12 protein-coding genes are annotated in these 13111 nt (G+C 62.3%); 6 read left to right on the top strand and 6 right to left on the bottom strand.

The window, feature by feature from the left end; genetic code table 11:
• The first annotated feature begins 59 nt into the window (after positions 1-59).
• The gene (locus tag AOT83_RS23080) at positions 60-476 is read left to right on the top strand and encodes an MmpS family transport accessory protein (RefSeq protein ID WP_075874239.1); all 417 of its coding nucleotides are present in this window, start codon (positions 60-62) and stop codon (positions 474-476) included.
• Positions 473-3460: an MMPL family transporter gene (locus AOT83_RS23075; RefSeq protein WP_030098077.1), complete on the top strand. Its 2988-nt coding sequence runs from the start codon at positions 473-475 to the stop codon at positions 3458-3460. The genes AOT83_RS23080 and AOT83_RS23075 overlap by 4 nt, the downstream gene beginning before the upstream one ends.
• Before the next feature lie 134 nt (positions 3461-3594).
• Here AOT83_RS23075 and AOT83_RS23070 read toward each other — a convergent pair whose 3' ends face one another.
• The 4 genes from AOT83_RS23070 to AOT83_RS23055 all read right to left on the bottom strand — a co-directional run bounded on the left by AOT83_RS23070 (position 3595) and on the right by AOT83_RS23055 (position 6102).
• Positions 3595-4071, bottom strand: a complete 477-nt coding sequence (locus tag AOT83_RS23070; protein WP_030098076.1) for a DUF5078 domain-containing protein — start codon at positions 4069-4071, stop codon at positions 3595-3597.
• Between the two features lie 62 nt (positions 4072-4133).
• Complete coding sequence (locus AOT83_RS23065; protein ID WP_030098075.1) at positions 4134-4544, bottom strand: hypothetical protein; 411 nt, start codon at positions 4542-4544, stop codon at positions 4134-4136.
• Positions 4545-4586: 42 nt separating this feature from the next.
• Positions 4587-5585, bottom strand: a complete 999-nt coding sequence (locus AOT83_RS23060; RefSeq protein WP_057963967.1) for a Gfo/Idh/MocA family oxidoreductase — start codon at positions 5583-5585, stop codon at positions 4587-4589.
• Positions 5578-6102: a DUF402 domain-containing protein gene (locus AOT83_RS23055; protein ID WP_030098073.1), complete on the bottom strand. Its 525-nt coding sequence runs from the start codon at positions 6100-6102 to the stop codon at positions 5578-5580. The genes AOT83_RS23060 and AOT83_RS23055 overlap by 8 nt, the downstream gene beginning before the upstream one ends.
• Before the next feature lie 65 nt (positions 6103-6167).
• Here AOT83_RS23055 and uvrB point away from each other — a divergent pair, with 65 nt between their 5' ends.
• Positions 6168-8327 carry an excinuclease ABC subunit UvrB gene (gene uvrB / locus AOT83_RS23050; protein ID WP_057963966.1) on the top strand — a complete coding sequence of 720 codons (2160 nt, stop codon included), beginning with the start codon at positions 6168-6170 and terminating at the stop codon, positions 8325-8327.
• Here the strand turns inward: uvrB and soxR are convergent, their stop codons facing one another.
• Entirely contained in the window at positions 8328-8780 is a 453-nt protein-coding gene (gene soxR, locus AOT83_RS23045) for a redox-sensitive transcriptional activator SoxR (RefSeq protein ID WP_057963965.1), read from the bottom strand.
• Between the two features lie 46 nt (positions 8781-8826).
• Between soxR and AOT83_RS23040 the strand changes: the two genes are divergently transcribed.
• From AOT83_RS23040 to AOT83_RS23030, 3 genes are all read left to right on the top strand, one after another.
• Positions 8827-10275, top strand: coding sequence for an MFS transporter (locus AOT83_RS23040; protein ID WP_057963964.1), 1449 nt, complete (start codon positions 8827-8829; stop codon positions 10273-10275).
• A gap of 13 nt (positions 10276-10288) precedes the next feature.
• The gene (locus tag AOT83_RS23035) at positions 10289-11734 is read left to right on the top strand and encodes a M20/M25/M40 family metallo-hydrolase (RefSeq protein WP_057963963.1); all 1446 of its coding nucleotides are present in this window, start codon (positions 10289-10291) and stop codon (positions 11732-11734) included.
• A 205-nt stretch (positions 11735-11939) separates the two neighbouring features.
• Positions 11940-12380, top strand: coding sequence for a universal stress protein (locus AOT83_RS23030; protein WP_030098068.1), 441 nt, complete (start codon positions 11940-11942; stop codon positions 12378-12380).
• Between the two features lie 39 nt (positions 12381-12419).
• On the opposite strand, the gene AOT83_RS23025 is transcribed toward AOT83_RS23030, so the two are convergent.
• Positions 12420-13097, bottom strand: coding sequence for an MBL fold metallo-hydrolase (locus tag AOT83_RS23025; protein WP_030098067.1), 678 nt, complete (start codon positions 13095-13097; stop codon positions 12420-12422).
• Positions 13098-13111: the final 14 nt, after the last annotated feature.

The raw sequence follows: 13111 nt of genomic DNA, 5'->3' as shown, positions 1-13111 counted from the left end.
AGTCGAGTTGTTGGCCCCCGGGCCACACGGGTGAAGGGGATCGGACGATTTTCAAGTTATTGGCGCGGGTATGGATCCCGCTCGTCGTGATAGTGGCACTCGCGGCCGCTAGCTTCGGCGTCTATCGGCTTCACGGAGTGTTCGGCTCGACAAGCATCAATTCGGCGGCCGGTATCAAGGACGACTCCAAGAACATCATCCCGAAAGACATCGTCTACGAAATCTTCGGTCCCGCAGGGACAAAGGGCGAGGTCAACTATCTCGATGATAGGGCGCAGCCGCAGCGCGCCCAGTTCACCACCCTGCCGTGGACGCTCACCATCACGACGACCATGACATCCGTCTTCGCCAATGTCGTCGCGATGGGCGATAGCGACGAAATCGGCTGCCGCATCCTTTCCAATGGCGAGGTCAAGGACGAACAGACCGTGTCCAACCACAACGCCCAAGTCTTCTGCATGGTGAAATCCGCATGAGCACACATAGCGCTCCTACTCACGGCGCAACCCAAAAGCCCTCGCGCATAGCGCGGTTCATCCACACCTTCTCGGTGCCGATCATTCTGGCCTGGCTGGTCTTGACGGTCATCGTCAACGTGGTCGTGCCGCAGCTCGAAGAGGTCGGCAAAGAGCACTCGGTGTCGTTGGCGTCCAAGGACGCTCCGTCATATCAGGCCATCAAGCGCCAAGGTGAGCTGTTCCAGCAGTTCAAAGACGACAGCATGGTCATGGTCCTGTTGGAGAACGACACCAAGTTCTCGACGGACATGAATGACAAGGCGCACACCTTCTACCGCGAGATGGTGAAGCGGCTCCGGGCCGACACCAACCACGTGGAATATGCCCAGGACTTCTGGGGTGACCGCATCACTGCCGGTGGTGCGCAGAGTGTCGACGAGAAAGCCGCCTACGTTCAGCTGAATCTCCGAGGAGATCAGGGCACGACCGAAGGCAAGGAATCCGTTACGGCCGTACAGGATCTCGTCGCGAAGCTCATAGACGAGAGCAAGAAGAACGGCACATATCCAGACGGCCTTAAGGTCTTCGTCACCGGTCAGGCCGCGCTGACGATGGATATGAACGACGCCGGCGACAAGAGCATGCTCAAGATGACGGGCATCACCTTCATCGTCATCACCGTCATGCTGTTGTTCATCTACCGATCCATTACGACGGTGCTGCTCATCCTGTTCATGGTGTTCGTCGAACTGGGCGCCGCCCGCGGCGTTGTCGCGATTCTCGGCAACGCCGAGATCATCGGCCTATCGACATTCGCGGTCAACCTGCTGACCTCATTGGCCATCGCGGCCGGTACCGACTACGCCATCTTCCTGATCGGGCGATATCAAGAACTGAGAGCGGAGGGTAAGGAGAGACTCGAGTCCTTCTATCTGACGTATCACAGTGTCTCGCACGTGATTCTGGGTTCCGGTCTGACCATTGCCGGCGCCACCTTCTGCCTGAAGTTCACACGACTGCCGTACTTCGAGTCGCTCGGTGTGCCGTGTGCGATCGGCATGCTGGTCGTGGTGGCCGCATCGCTGACCATCGGTCCGGCGGTATTGCTGATAGCGACGAAGTTCGGGCTGTTGGAGTCCAAGCGCACCATCAAGAACCGGACCTGGCGCAAGATCGGTACCGCCATCGTGCGCTGGCCCGGGCCGATCCTGGCGGTCACGATGATCATCGCGCTGCTGGGACTGGGGATCCTGCCCTCGTACACGGTCAACTACAACGACCGCTACTACATCCCGGGCAGTCTGCCGTCGATTCAGGGCTTCCAGGCATCCGACCGGCACTTCTCGAAGGCGAGAATGAACCCGGACATCTTGATCGTCGAAGCGGACAAGGACCTGCGGACCCCGGCCAACATGTTGGTGCTGGACCGAATCGCCAAGAACGTCTTCCGGGTCGAGGGCATCAACAAGGTGCAGAGCATGACGCGCCCGATGGGTGCCCCCATCGACCACAGTTCGGTGCCCTTCCAGGTGAGTATGCAATCGGTATCGATGACCGAGAACATGAACTATCTGAAGAACAGCATGTCGGACATGTTGAAGATGGCCGACGATATGGGTTCGATGATCGCGATCATGGAACGCATGTACAGCATCATGAAAGAGCTGGTCGGCGTCACGCACAATATGGCGACGGTGACCACCCCCGATATGATCAGTGTCACCAATCAGATGCGGGATAATATCGCCAATTTCGATGATCAATTCCGGCCGCTGCGTAACTATTTCTATTGGGATAAGCACTGCTTCGATATTCCGATGTGCTGGTCTATGCGCTCGCTATTCGACACCATTGATGGGATCGACAAACTAGCCGAGAGCATGCAGGGATTGCTCAAAGACATAACCAACATGGACCGGCTCATGCCGCAGATGGTGGAGCAGCTTCCGCCCATGATCGCCATTACGAAAAACATGCGGAACACCATGCTGACCATGTACAGCACCATGAACGGCATGATCGGCCAGATGGATCGCATGACCGACACCGCAACGGTGATGGGTCAGGCGTTCGATGAGGCCAAGAACGACGACTTCTTCTACTTGCCGCCGGAAGCCTTCGACAACGAGGACTTCAAGAAGGGTGTCAAGCTGATGATGTCGCCGGACGGCAAGGCCGCGCAGTTCATCATCACCCATGAGGGTGACTACGCCAGCAATGAGTCACTGGCCAACACCGAGGTCGAGCTCAAGGCCGCGAAGAACGCGATCAAGGGCACGCCGCTGGACGAAGCCAAGCTCTATCTGGGTGGTACGGCACCGACGTACCACGACATCGGCGAGATGGTGAAGTACGACCTGATGATCGCGGTCATCGCGTCGCTGTGCCTGATCTTCGTGATCATGCTGGTGATCACGCGAAGCATCGTGGCGGCGTTCACGATCGTCGGAACCATCGCGATATCGCTGGGTGCGTCCTTCGGTCTGTCAGTGTTGTTGTGGGAGCACATCCTTGGTCTGCAGCTGCACTGGTTCGTGCTGCCGTTCACCGTCATCATCTTGTTGGCGGTCGGATCGGACTACAACCTGCTCTTGGTGTCCAGATTCAAAGAAGAGCTACACGGTGGTCTGAACACCGCGATTCTTCGAGGCGTCGGCGGATCCGGAAGTGTGGCAACTCAGGCCGGTCTGGTGTTCGCGTTCACCATGGGGTCGATGATCACCAGCGACCTGATCGCGATCGGCCAGTCCGGGTCGGCGATCTGCCTTGGTCTGCTCTTCGACACCTTCATCATCCGGGCGTTCATGACGCCGGCAATCGCCGCGCTCATGGGTCGATGGTTCTGGTGGCCCATGAAGGTGAGCAAGTACGCCACCGATCCGCCACCGCCTCCGGTGCCGGTCGAGCAGCAGGCGCCACCGCCGCCGGCTCCTGTTCCGGTCGGTCCGGGTCCCGTCCACGACGAGCCAGTCACCACGGAATTCCCGCGACCTGCGATCTAACGGTTGAAGAGTTCGGCCCCCATGCTCACGGCATGGGGGCCGAACTCTTTCCGGGTGTCTGCACAGTCTGGCCGTACAGACAGAAAAACGCCCCGCCGGTGTAGATCACCGCGGGGCGTTTTCCGTGCGCTTGTTTAGGGGCCGTCCCATACCGACATATCGGATGGGTACTTGCTGCAGTTCTCGGTGCCCTTCGCGACGACACCCTTGTTATTGAAGAAGATCTTGCCCCAGTTGGGCCATTGCGATGTCAACGCCTCGGGCGGGTAGTTCACCGCGAAAACCTCGGACTCGGCACGACGGCCCGCGTAGTCCTTGGCGAAGAACTCATGAATCCGATCGATCGTCGCCTGCTGCACATAGTCGGGCTTGTTGTTCTTATCGATCATGTACCGCGTGTAGTAAATCGGGTCGTAATCGCGAACCGCAGCCAGATATTGTTCGGCTGTACACGTGGTTTTCAGCATCCGGCGGGGAACTGGGTAGTCATCGGTGGAGTCTGCGGAGGCAATCGCGGGCACTGTGCTCGCGGCAATTCCCGCGGTGACTATCGCAATTCCGGCAGCGCGGAAAGAACCGCGAATATTGCTACGAATAGAGTTCAGGCGCATGGCGCCATTGTAGCGGTTTTTGTGCAGGTCCGGGGTACGAAAGTGACTAATTTGACTGGTGGTTACGGGTTGAAGTGTCCGCAGGTGACCGTGTCGTTAACGGGCCCGTTGAAGATCCCGAGCGCGGGCGGCACCGTGAGGTCCTGGGAGTCGACCACGACATCGTCGACCTGCACTTCGCAGTGCAGTCCGACCCCATAGGGCGGCAGCACCCGTACGGCCATGCCCGCCTGTTGGGGATCATCCATGACGAGATTCACTTCCCAGCTCTCGCCGGGGCCCAGACGTGGTTGCTCGGTACGACGTTCCACCGGATCGGTCTTGAACGTCACGGAGATGCCGCGGCCTATCCCATCGACGCGAGCGATGTAACTGATGTTGTGCAACTCGGCGGCGGAGGCTGGTGCTGCCGGCAGGGCGAAGGTGATCGCCGCTGCCCCGGCAACGCACAGCCCACGGAGGAGGGGGCGCATACCGGGCATCTTACCGGCGTCCGAATGGCGACGACAACGTGATCAGTCCAGGTCAGCAGGGTCTTCGCGGTGATGCACCCCGAGCTGTTCGCACGCCGTGTTGAGCACCCGCTGTACGGCCAAGGTGTCGGCGAGGGGCATCACGGTGCTCTGCGCGCTGCCCTCGAAAAGGCATCCGGTGACCTCGGCCAGCTCGTGACTGTATCCGCCACCGACGGGCGGCTTCACTATCGGCTCAGGGCCAGATCCCTTGCGGTGCAACACGATTTCGCGAGGGTGATGGAATCGGGGGAGGATATCGATCCAGCCCTCGGTGCCGAATATGCGCGCCTGGCCGGGAGTGTGATGTAGCAGTGAACACAGCAGCGTCGCGGTGCGTCCGTCGTCATAGCGCAGGAGCAGGCCGGCCTCGGCGTCAACCCCGGTGGGGAACAACGAACCATGTGCCACCACTGCGGCCGGATCGCCGAGGAAGTACTGGGCCAGCGAGACCACGTAGACGCCGAGATCCAACAGCGCGCCGCCGCCCAGCGTCGGACTGAACAGCCTGTCGTCGGGATCGAACGGGCGGTCTACCCCCAGGTCTGCCTGGACCTGGCGGACCTCGCCGATGGCCCCGTCGTCAACAAGATTTTTGGCCGCGACGATCGCCGGCTGAAACCGGGTCCACATCGCCTCCATCGCAAAAACGCCACGCGCCCTTGCGATATCGATGATCTCCTGCGCTCCGGCCACCGTCGCGGTGAAGGCCTTCTCGACCAAGATTGCCTTGCCCGCGGTGAGTGCGGCGATGGCGGCCTGTCGATGTTGGGGATGTGGGGTGGCGATGTACACGGCGTCTACATCGGGATCGGCGAGCAACTCCCGGTACGAGCCGAAGGCTCGCGGAATGCGATGTGTCTCCGCGAAGTCGCGGGCACGTTCGGCCGACCGCGAGGCAACGGCTATCAGCTCTGCTCCCGGTGTCAGTGGGAAATCGCGGGCCACGTTTCCCGCGATGCGGCCCGGTCCGATGATTCCCCAGCGAATGGTGTCAGGCATGCGTGTCTCCGTTCGGGTCGTGCCAGGTCAGCGGCATTCCGGTGGCGGTCAACCACGCGTTCAGATCGTGACCGTGCCCGGCGAGGGCATCGATGGCGGTGGCGGCCCGGCGGATCGCGAGCTCGGATGCGGCAGCAGATAGCAACCCTGCTCTGTGCGCCTCGAGCAACTCGTCCACATCGGCCAGTTCGGTCTCGCGTCCGCAGCGCACCACGAGGTCAAGATAGTGGTCGACGGCCAGCCACTGCGACGGCCCGGGGACAAAGTCGCCGACGTCGAGGTAGAAATCCTGATCGCGCTCGTATCCCGGATTGAAATGGAAGATGTTCGCCCGCAGTCCCAACGCCGGGAGCAGCCAGGACTCCAAGTAGTGGAACTGCGCCCGACCGGGCGTTGGGCGCGCCATGAACAATCCCCAGGGCTCCACCCGGTACTCATCCACCGACCGCACGATTCCCTTGGGATCGGTGTTCGTCATGGCATCGAGGTCGAATATCTCGCGTTTGGGCGGGTGCACGCTGGTTTCCTGCTGCCTTTCTGTCGTCTCGGGTGAATGTCAGACCGTCGGCTTACTCTGGGCACATGGCTTTCGCAACAGAACACCCCATCGTTGCGCATTCCGAGTACCGCCCGGTCACGGACGTCTTGCGTACCGATGGGCGATTCGAGGTCGTCAGTCAGTATGAGCCCGCGGGCGATCAGCCGGGTGCCATCGCCGAGCTCGAGCGCAGAGTTCGGGCGGGGGAGAAGGACGTGGTGCTGCTGGGTGCCACGGGTACCGGCAAGTCGGCGACCACCGCCTGGCTCATCGAACGGCTGCAACGGCCGACGCTGGTGATGGCACCCAACAAGACGCTCGCCGCGCAGCTGGCCAACGAGCTTCGGGAAATGTTGCCGCACAACGCTGTCGAGTACTTCGTCTCGTACTACGACTACTACCAGCCGGAAGCGTATATCGCCCAGACCGATACGTACATCGAGAAGGACAGCTCTATCAATGACGACGTGGAGCGCCTGCGGCACTCCGCGACCTCCAACCTGCTGTCCCGGCGCGATGTCGTGGTGGTGGCCTCGGTGTCGTGCATCTACGGTCTGGGCACCCCGCAGTCGTATCTGGACCGTTCTGTGCAACTGGATGTGGGGCTCGAAGTGCCCCGGGACGCGCTGCTGCGACTGCTGGTCGACATGCAGTACAACCGCAACGACATGGCATTCACCCGTGGCACCTTCCGGGTCCGCGGCGACACTGTCGAGATCATTCCCTCGTATGAAGAGCTGGCGGTGCGCATCGAATTCTTCGGCGATGAGGTCGAGGCGCTCTACTATCTGCACCCGCTCACCGGAGATGTTGTACGGCAAGCTAATTCATTAAGAATCTTTCCGGCGACGCATTACGTGGCGGGGCCGGATCGGATGACGAAGGCCCTTGAGGGTGTCGAGCAGGAGCTCGAGGAAAGACTTGCCGAGTTGGAGGGCCAGGGCAAGCTGCTGGAAGCCCAGCGCCTGAGGATGCGGACCAATTACGACATCGAGATGATGCGCAACGTGGGCTTCTGCTCGGGGATCGAGAACTACTCGCGGCATATCGACGGGCGCGGGGCCGGCACCCCGCCATCGACGCTGCTCGACTACTTCCCCGACGATTTCCTGCTGGTCATCGACGAGTCGCATGTGACGGTTCCCCAAATCGGCGCCATGTACGAGGGGGACATGTCGCGTAAGAGGAATCTGGTGGATTTCGGCTTCCGGTTGCCGTCGGCTACCGACAACAGGCCACTCACCTGGGAAGAGTTCGCCGAGCGAATCGGGCAGACCGTGTATCTGTCTGCGACGCCCGGGAACTATGAGCGCAATGCCGCCGGCGGCGAGTTCGTGGAGCAGGTGATCCGGCCGACCGGCCTGGTGGATCCGAAGGTGGTCGTCAAACCCACCAAGGGGCAGATCGACGATCTGATCGCCTCAATCCGTCAACGCACCGAAGCCGATGAGCGGGTGCTCGTGACGACGTTGACGAAGAAAATGGCCGAGGATCTCACCGACTATCTGTTGGAGATGGGTATTCGGGTGCGTTACCTGCATTCGGAGGTGGACACCCTGCGGCGTGTCGAGCTACTGCGTCAGCTCCGGCTCGGCGAGTATGACGTCCTCGTCGGTATCAACCTCCTACGGGAAGGTCTGGACCTGCCCGAGGTGTCGCTGGTCGCCATTCTCGACGCCGACAAGGAAGGATTTCTGCGGTCCAGCAGGAGTCTGATTCAGACCATCGGCAGGGCCGCGCGCAACGTATCCGGCGAGGTGCACATGTACGCGGACACCATGACGGACTCGATGAAAGAGGCCATCGATGAGACCGATCGCCGACGCGCCAAGCAGATCGCATACAACGAGGCGAACGGGATAGACCCACAACCGCTGCGCAAGAAGATCGCTGACATCCTGGACCAGGTGTACCGCGAAGCCGAAGACACCGAGGAAGTGGCGGTAGGTGGATCGGGCCGCAACGCGAGTCGCGGCAGGCGCGCGCAGGGTGAGCCGGGACGCGCGGTCAGTGCCGGAGTGTTCGAGGGGCGCGATACCAAGAGCATGCCTCGGGCCGAGTTGGCCGATCTGATCAAGGACATGACCGAGCAGATGATGGCGGCGGCACGCGATCTGCAGTTCGAGTTGGCGGCACGATTCCGTGACGAGATCGCCGATCTGAAGAAGGAATTACGCGGTATGGACGCCGCGGGCCTGAAGTAATCAGCCCGGACCGGCGAGCAGGAGTGCGCCGGTCGACCCGTCCTCGGCGAGGACGTCGGCAGGATTGAACAGCGTGCATTTGGTCATGGACAGGCATCCGCAGCCGATGCATCCGGTGAGCTTCTCCTGCATGTCCGCGATGGCGTTCTTGCGCTCTTCCAGATGCGAATGCCACTGGCGCGAGATTCGTTGCCAGTCACGAGTACTCGGCGCCCGGTCGTCGGGCAGGCTCGACAGCACCTCGGCGACTTCCGACAGGGGGATGCCGAACCCGGTTGCGACCCGGATCAGCGAGATTCGGCGCAACGCGTGACGCCGGAACACCCGTGCGTTGCCGGATGTGCGTTCGGCGGGAATCAGGCCGATATCGGCGTAGTAACGCACGGCGGATACCGCGATTCCGGAGCGCCTGGCCACCTCGCCTATCGGCAACAGCTCGGCCTTGTCCTTCATCACCTCTCCTTGATCTCAAGTGCACTTTAGCTCATAGCGTGTCGTCATGACTCACGATCAGGCGACCGGCAGCTGGCGGGATCTGTTGTGCGGGCGGCAACTCGGCATCGTCACGGTGCTGGCCGGTGGGGTGGCGCTGTACGCCACCAACGTGTACCTCACCACCAGTCTGTTGCCGAGCGCCGTCGCTGACATCGGTGGGGAACGTTTCTACGCATGGGTGACAACGCTGTATTTGATCGCTTCGGTCAGTGCCGCGACGGTGGTGAGTTCGCTTCTTGGCCGGGCCGGCCCCCGGGGCGCGTACCTTCTGGCGTTCGGCGCGTTCGCGGTCGGCACCCTCGTGTGTGCGGTGGCACCGGCAATGCAGGTCATGCTCGCCGGGCGCGTGATCCAGGGGGCGGCCGGCGGACTGCTTGCAGGGTTGGCCTATGCGGTCATCAACCTTTCTCTGCCACAACGGTTATGGACGCGCGCCTCGGCGCTCACATCGGCAATGTGGGGTGTTGGGACCTTCGTGGGCCCCGCGGCCGGCGGGCTGTTCGCGCAGTTCGGGCTGTGGCGGTGGGCATTCGTATCGTTGACGCTGGTCACCCTGGGCATCGCTGCGATGGTGCCCTCGGTATTGCCCCGGACGGATAGTGCGAATGTCGCGGCTACCGGGCGCGGTGCTCCGCTGCGGTCGCTGCTCATCCTCACGGCGGCGGCCGCTTTGGTGGCCGTGGCCGGGCTCCAGTCCTCGATGCCCGCCATGGTGGGGTTGATCGCCGCAGCAGCTGCTCTGGTGATCCTGTTCGTCGTACTCGACCGTCGTGCCACCGCATCGGTACTGCCCAAAGCGGTCTTCGCCGGCAATCCACTCAAGTGGATCTATCTGACGATCGCGGTGCTGGCGGCGGCCTCCATGGTGGAGACATTCATTCCGTTCTTTGGTCAGCGCCTCGGGCACCTGATCCCTGTCGCTGCGGGATTCCTTGGGGCCACCTTGGCATTCGGATGGACCGTTGGCGAAATGATCAGCGCATCGGCCACGGCGCGGACCATCGCACGTGTGGTGACGATCGCTCCCGTCGTGGTTGCGGCGGGACTTGTCCTGGCCGGTGCGTTACAGCGCGACGGTGCCGGAGCCCTGGAGATCGCGTTATGGGCACTCGGTTTCGCGGTGACGGGAGCGGGTATCGGCATGGCGTGGCCGCACTTGGCGTCCGCGGCGATGTCGATGTCTTCCGATTCGGGCGAAAGCGCAGCGGCCGCAGCCGCCATCAGCACCGTGCAGCTGATAGCCGGAGCCTTCGGCGCCGGGTTGGCGGGGGTGCTCGTCAATCTCGGCGGGTCGGACACGCACGGGGCCCATCTGCTGTACCTGGGGTTCGCCGCGATCGTGCTATCGGGTGTCGCGGTGTCCTCCAGAGTGTTTCGCGCCGCTGCCGGACCCGGGCGAGGAGTCGACATGACGAACACGGCGCGGGAGAGCGCGGTAAGAGCCCCCACGTAGGCGTCTCGGGTGTATGAACGGAACCATGCATCGGATTTTCGCCGTCGTGGCCGCCGTGCTCGCACTCACTTCCTGCGGGACGACGCAGAACCAGGGCTCGCCGGCAACGAGCGCTCCCTCCAGCACCGACGATCGTGCCGCGTTTCGAGACTTGTACCGGGAGTTGATCGAGACCAACACGACCGCATCGCAGGGGAGTTGCACCGAGGCCGCGCAGAAGATGGCCGATCGTCTCAAGTCCGCCGGATACGGCGACAAGGACCTGGTGCTGTTCAGTCCGCCGGATCATCCTAAGGACGGCGGATTGGTCGCCACACTGGCCGGAGCCGACGCGAATGCCAAGCCCATTCTGCTGCTGGCGCATATCGACGTTGTCGAGGCCAAACGCGAGGACTGGAAGCGTGATCCGTTCACCCTCGCCGAGGAGAACGGATACTTCTACGCCCGCGGTGCCGAGGACGACAAGGCCATGGCCGCGATCTTCGTGGACAGTCTCATTCGATACCGTGCCGAGAACTTCGTGCCCAAACGCCCCATTCGGATCGCCTTGACCTGTGGTGAAGAAGGTGGCGGGCAGGTCAACGGTGCTGAGTGGCTGCATCAAAACCGGCCGGAACTCGTCGACGCCGAATTCGTCGTCAACGAGGGTGCCGGCGGCGACCTCGACGAACAGAACAAACCCATCCTGCTGGAGATCCAGGCGGGTCAGAAGATCTACCAGGACTTCACCCTTGAAGTCACCGACGAGGGCGGACACAGCAGCCAGCCCCGACCGTTCAACGCGATACAGGATCTCGGAGCCGGTCTGAACCGGCTGGCCACCGTGCCATTCCCGGTTCAGCTCAACGATGTGACCCGGGCATATTTCACGGCGCAGGCTCCGCTGCAGCCGGGTGAAGTGGGTCAGGCGATGTCGGCAATCGTCGCCAATCCGCGCGATCAGGCGGCGGCGTCGGTGCTGTCCCGGAATCCGCTGTACAACGCGATGCTGCGCACCACCTGTGTCCCTACGAAAATTGAAGGGGGACACGCCAACAATGCGCTGCCGCAACGCGCCACCGCGAATGTGAACTGCCGCATATTGCCCGACGGGAGCGCCGCCGCGGTGCAAGAGAGCATTGTCAAGGCGGTCAACGATCCCAAGGTCACCGTGAAGCCCGCCAAGGAGTTCCGCACCAACGTCGCCACCGTCCCACCGTTGACTCCGCAGATCATCGACCCCATCAAGGCCGTGGCCGGATCCATGTGGCCGGGGGTGCCGCTGGTACCGACCATGTCGACCGGAGCAACCGATGCCATCTACTTCGGGAAGACCCCGGTGTATGGACTCAGCGGCATATTTGCCCAGCCGGGGGAGACCCACGCGCATGGCCTGGACGAACGAATCCAGGTGAAATCCCTGTACGACGGACGGGCATTCCTCTACCAAGTCATCAAGCTCTACTCGAACGGTGCGTGACTTTTACTCGAACGGCGGTGAACTCGCGGCGTAATGGCGCGTGACGGTCCTCATAGCGGTATTGAGGCGCAGGCCATACCTGCGCGCGCAGCCCGCAAGAGAAAATCATCCGCATAGCCCGACACAATCAGCCAAATGACGCATGGCCGGGGCCCTTCCCGGCTAATCTCGTCTGGCCTGGTCAAATGGAACTGGAGGACCTTTCATGAGTGCATACAGCACTGTCGTTGTCGGTACCGACGGATCGGATTCGTCGTACCGGGCGGTCGACCGCGCTGGAGCCATCGCGGGCGCTGCCGGTGCCAAGCTCATCGTCGCGACCGCGTACTTCCCGGAGAACAACCCCCACTCGGCCGATGTCCTCAAGGAGGACGCGTACAAGGTCACCGGCAAGGCACCCGTCTACGACATCCTGCGCACCGCCCGCGAGCGCGCAGCAGCGGCGGGCGCGACGAGCGTCGAAGAGCGCTCTATCGAGGGAGCGCCAGTGGATGCGCTGCTGGATCTGGTGGTGGATTCCAAGGCTGATCTGCTGGTCGTCGGCAATGTCGGTCTGAACACCATTGCCGGACGCCTGCTGGGGTCGGTTCCTTCGGATGTCGCACGCCGCTCCAAGTGCGACGTGCTGATCGTTCACACCACCTAGACCTAGAGATCTAGACTGACGAGCGCGAACGGGGCCGGCTCACCAGCCTCGTTCGCGCCATTCGCCGAGCGATCCGCGCTCGGCGCCCAACGTGGTGTCGTCTCCATGTCCGGGGTACACAACCGTGGAGTCGGGGTAGGCGCCGAAGAGGCGCTCGCCGACATCGTCGAGCAGCTGGTTGAAGTCCTCGGGGCTGAAGGTCTTTCCGACACCACCCGGGAACAGTGAATCCCCGGTGAATAGGTGCGTCACGCCGTCGGCGGTGAACGCCAGGGCCACCGAGCCTGGAGTGTGTCCACGCAGGTGGATCACGTCGAAATGCAGGTCACCGATGTCGAAGCTGTCGCCCCCGGCCAGCAGCGTCGTGGGCGGTACCGGAAGCGGTCCGGCATCCAAATCATGCGCGGCACTGCGCGATTCGGTCTTCTTGACGATCGCCTCGAGCGCCTGCCAGTGATCGAAATGCTGATGCGTGGTGACAATCAGCTCGATATCCGGGGCGTTCTCGTCCAGCAGGGCGGCCAACCGCTCGGCATCGTTGGCCGCGTCGATCAGCAACGACTTGCCGGTGTTGGTGCACGTGACGATGTATGCGTTGTTATCCATCGGCCCCACCGAGGCCTTGATGATGGTCGCGCCGCTCACGGTGCGACGAGCGACCCCAGTGCCCGGCTCGAGATGGCCGGAGTAGTCGTCGTCGATGGTGATGGAGGTCATGGTTTCACCGTAGT

The sequence above is a fragment of the Mycobacteroides sp. H001 genome, assembly GCF_001440005.1.
Taxonomy (GTDB): domain Bacteria; phylum Actinomycetota; class Actinomycetes; order Mycobacteriales; family Mycobacteriaceae; genus Mycobacterium; species Mycobacterium gwanakae.
This window is presented reverse-complemented; position numbering and strand designations above follow the sequence as displayed.

Bases quoted from the DNA above. Each gene is read 5' to 3' on its own strand.
- uvrB (WP_057963966.1), top strand. From the start codon at position 6,168: ATGGCTTTCGCAACAGAACACCCCATCGTTGCGCATTCCGAGTACCGC.
- AOT83_RS23065 (WP_030098075.1), bottom strand. From the start codon at position 4,544: ATGCGCCCCCTCCTCCGTGGGCTGTGCGTTGCCGGGGCAGCGGCGATC.
- AOT83_RS23075 (WP_030098077.1), top strand. From the start codon at position 473: ATGAGCACACATAGCGCTCCTACTCACGGCGCAACCCAAAAGCCCTCG.
- AOT83_RS23025 (WP_030098067.1), bottom strand. From the start codon at position 13,097: ATGACCTCCATCACCATCGACGACGACTACTCCGGCCATCTCGAGCCG.
- AOT83_RS23035 (WP_057963963.1), top strand. From the start codon at position 10,289: ATGAACGGAACCATGCATCGGATTTTCGCCGTCGTGGCCGCCGTGCTC.
- AOT83_RS23030 (WP_030098068.1), top strand. From the start codon at position 11,940: ATGAGTGCATACAGCACTGTCGTTGTCGGTACCGACGGATCGGATTCG.
- soxR (WP_057963965.1), bottom strand. From the start codon at position 8,780: ATGAAGGACAAGGCCGAGCTGTTGCCGATAGGCGAGGTGGCCAGGCGC.
- AOT83_RS23040 (WP_057963964.1), top strand. From the start codon at position 8,827: ATGACTCACGATCAGGCGACCGGCAGCTGGCGGGATCTGTTGTGCGGG.
- AOT83_RS23070 (WP_030098076.1), bottom strand. From the start codon at position 4,071: ATGCGCCTGAACTCTATTCGTAGCAATATTCGCGGTTCTTTCCGCGCT.
- AOT83_RS23060 (WP_057963967.1), bottom strand. From the start codon at position 5,585: ATGCCTGACACCATTCGCTGGGGAATCATCGGACCGGGCCGCATCGCG.